The sequence below is a fragment of the Marinobacter sp. UBA2688 genome, assembly GCF_002352785.1.
GTDB classification, from domain to species: Bacteria; Pseudomonadota; Gammaproteobacteria; order Pseudomonadales; family Oleiphilaceae; genus Marinobacter; species Marinobacter salarius.
Map to the genome: position 1 here is coordinate 21,017 of NZ_DELU01000016.1, position 2,539 is coordinate 23,555.

The following is a 2,539-nucleotide window of genomic DNA, read 5'->3' on the forward strand; positions in this document are numbered from 1 at the left end:
CCTGGTCTGGCGGCCTGTTCGGCGACGGTGAGCGCTATCGGTTGTCGGTGGTTCAGCATGGTCAGCGTGCAACCGCGACGGGCACAACCGAGGTATACGCCGTCCTGCGTAACCACACCGATTATGACTATCAGGTTGAAGCCCGAACCCAGTTCTTCGATCAGGATGGCGTACCGACTGATGTGAAGCCTACCTGGCAACGAACCACCGTACCTGCCAACAGCCTCTCTACTTACCGCGAACTGTCTACCACCGCGCAGCCTCTGCAGTACCGCGTGGAAGTACGGGAGCTGAACTGATGAAACATCTCGCCATTGTATTCTGTGCGCTCGTACCGGGCTTCAGCCTGGCCGCCAGCCAGAGTCATGAAGCGGCACCGATGATGGCGCCGGCGCAGAAGCCGTTGACCGATAGCGATCTACAAAATGAGCGCTCGGCCCCCCAACGCCTGGAAAGTGAGGAGGCGATACTCGATCGTTTCCACGCAGCGTTTGACGGCAACACGCCCAGAGTGGCCGTGTTCTGGAACCGGGCGTTTGACGATCAGGTTAGTGACTGGCGCAGTAGCACCCGGGGCGTAGTATCCGCTCGGGGCTCGCTGAAAGGCAACGTTCCGGACGGCAACGTCGACCTGCAGGGGCAAAGCCAGATCGCTGCGCAGGGAGAGTACCGCTCGAACCGAACGACTGGCCCGGCAAGCCCCGCCTTTGAACTGCAGAGCGGTCTGGTCAGCCAACTGACAGAAGCCGGCGTCACCGTGGTGGACCGAAATGCGATCATGCGCATCACCGACAATGCCCTGGAAACCGGCGATTTCTCACGCCTGTCGCCGGATCAACGCCGTCTCGAGATGCGAGCACTGGGTGAACACGCTGACATGCTATTGGTATTCCGCCGAATCGCCGATGACCGGTTCGAAATTGAAGTACTGGACGTTCACAACGGTTCGATTCGCGCCATGTTGAGTTCCAACGGTGTCCCTCCCGAGAAGGACAAGGCTCGTCAATGGAAAGCAACCGACCATGGTTTCCAGAAAGTGGAGCACACGTTCACGCTGGATGAAATCGGAGGGGAACTCGCACTCCAAACCCTGGCAAGCGTTGCCCGCTAACGCTCAATACCCGACCTAACCTGAGAAGGACTGTTGTTTCATGACGTTCCAATTGAAGCCTACCTTGCTCCTGCTTCCCATCGTCGTTGCGCTGGGTGGCTGCGCCAGTAAACCTGAGACGCCCACCGATCCCGCGCTCATGTCGAGTAACCAACTGTTTTGGGCCGGTCTGACGCAGTGCGTTCGATTGGACTCGGCGGGAGAGCAGATAAAAATCTACCCGGAACAGGCAGCCGTAACGGTGCGCCCCGAATCGTTTGCCTATACATGGTGGTGTCAGGACGACATTGGTCAGTTCTTACCGTCAGACGTCAGCAGCCATCCTATTCCGGAAGCAGACAAACCCGGCGACGGTCTTATCGGCGCTTCGTTGGAAAAAACAGAGGAAGGCTTCTTTGTTTCGTGGCTGACGCCGAACGGCCCGGCAGCGACCAGTGAACAACTGGCCGTTGGTGATCAGATTATCGCCATCCGCCCGACTCTGGATGGAAAACCGTATCCGGTGGATAATCTCAAACTCAGTCAGCTCGTGTGGCTGATTCGCGGAACACCAGGCACGGAGCTCCAGTTAACCTTGCTGAATGCCGCCAATAGCGAACCCCGGGAGGTGACACTTCAACGCGCCTTAGCCACACAAAGCGATTTCCTTCTGGTCAAGCAACGTCAAGCTGACTTGAAACACAAGGCCGAAGCCAAAGCGAGGAAAAGCCTGGTCATCCACGACAATACCGGCAACTTCATGAGCCCTTACACCAGCGACCGTGTAACCGCCGAATGGGTGAACAAGGCCTTGAATGCCAATATTGGCGCCACCGCCGGCAGTGCGGTAGGAGCAGTGGCGGGCGCCTATGCCGCCAACAAAGCCCTTGAATCCGTGCCGTTTGGAAGCTTTATCGGCGGCATGGTCGGCTCAAAGGTCGGCAAGGACGTTGGTCGCAGTACCGCCATTGAGAGCATCGGCGGATGGGAGTATGTCAGAGCAACGTCCGACATGAGTTTCCGGTCACTGACTGACATGGCCCGATACCTGAAATCAGAGTACGGATCAGACCCAAACTTCAGCGACGTCATCCAAGCGACCAGCCAGATTTATCCTGAGTTCGCGACGGCCCTTGCCTCGTCTCAGTAGGTATTATCAGCAGAGCGGCTGGAGAGCATACGCGTCAGCCGCTCATCTTTGGCACGCCACTGCTCTGCCAGCCAGTTCTTCACGTTTTTTCGGTGCTCTGCATCAGTGGCATAATCCCGGCCCTTCAGGTGCGCCGGGATGGTAACTGTGTCGATCTCCATGCCGACTTTACTCACCCTTCCACACATGAAATCCCAGAATGTTGGAGCGCCCCCTGGATAGGCAATCGTGACATCCACCAGTGTTTCGATGGAGTCGCCCATGGCATCCAGCACAAAGGCCACGCCACCGGCCTTGGG

The 2,539-nt window shown here is 57.7% G+C and carries 3 protein-coding genes and 1 pseudogene; 3 read left to right on the forward strand and 1 reads right to left on the reverse strand.

The features are described 5' to 3' along the window. From B3M52_RS08730 to B3M52_RS08740, 3 genes are all read left to right on the forward strand, one after another. On the forward strand, positions 1-299 hold a 299-nt coding region (locus B3M52_RS08730; protein WP_286749412.1), incomplete at its 5' end, for a YcfL family protein. Then, positions 299-1,111: a hypothetical protein gene (locus B3M52_RS08735; RefSeq protein WP_075194680.1), complete on the forward strand. Its 813-nt coding sequence runs from the start codon at positions 299-301 to the stop codon at positions 1,109-1,111. The genes B3M52_RS08730 and B3M52_RS08735, both read left to right, overlap by 1 nt. A gap of 40 nt (positions 1,112-1,151) precedes the next feature. Next, positions 1,152-2,240, forward strand: coding sequence for a S41 family peptidase (locus B3M52_RS08740; RefSeq protein ID WP_075194679.1), 1,089 nt, complete (start codon positions 1,152-1,154; stop codon positions 2,238-2,240). Here B3M52_RS08740 and B3M52_RS08745 read toward each other — a convergent pair. Continuing rightward, positions 2,234-2,539: pseudogene (locus tag B3M52_RS08745) on the reverse strand (acyltransferase); the annotation flags it as partial. The gene B3M52_RS08740 and the pseudogene B3M52_RS08745 overlap by 7 nt on opposite strands.

Bases quoted from the DNA above. Each gene is read 5' to 3' on its own strand.
- B3M52_RS08735 (WP_075194680.1), top strand. From the start codon at position 299: ATGAAACATCTCGCCATTGTATTCTGTGCGCTCGTACCGGGCTTCAGC.
- B3M52_RS08740 (WP_075194679.1), top strand. From the start codon at position 1,152: ATGACGTTCCAATTGAAGCCTACCTTGCTCCTGCTTCCCATCGTCGTT.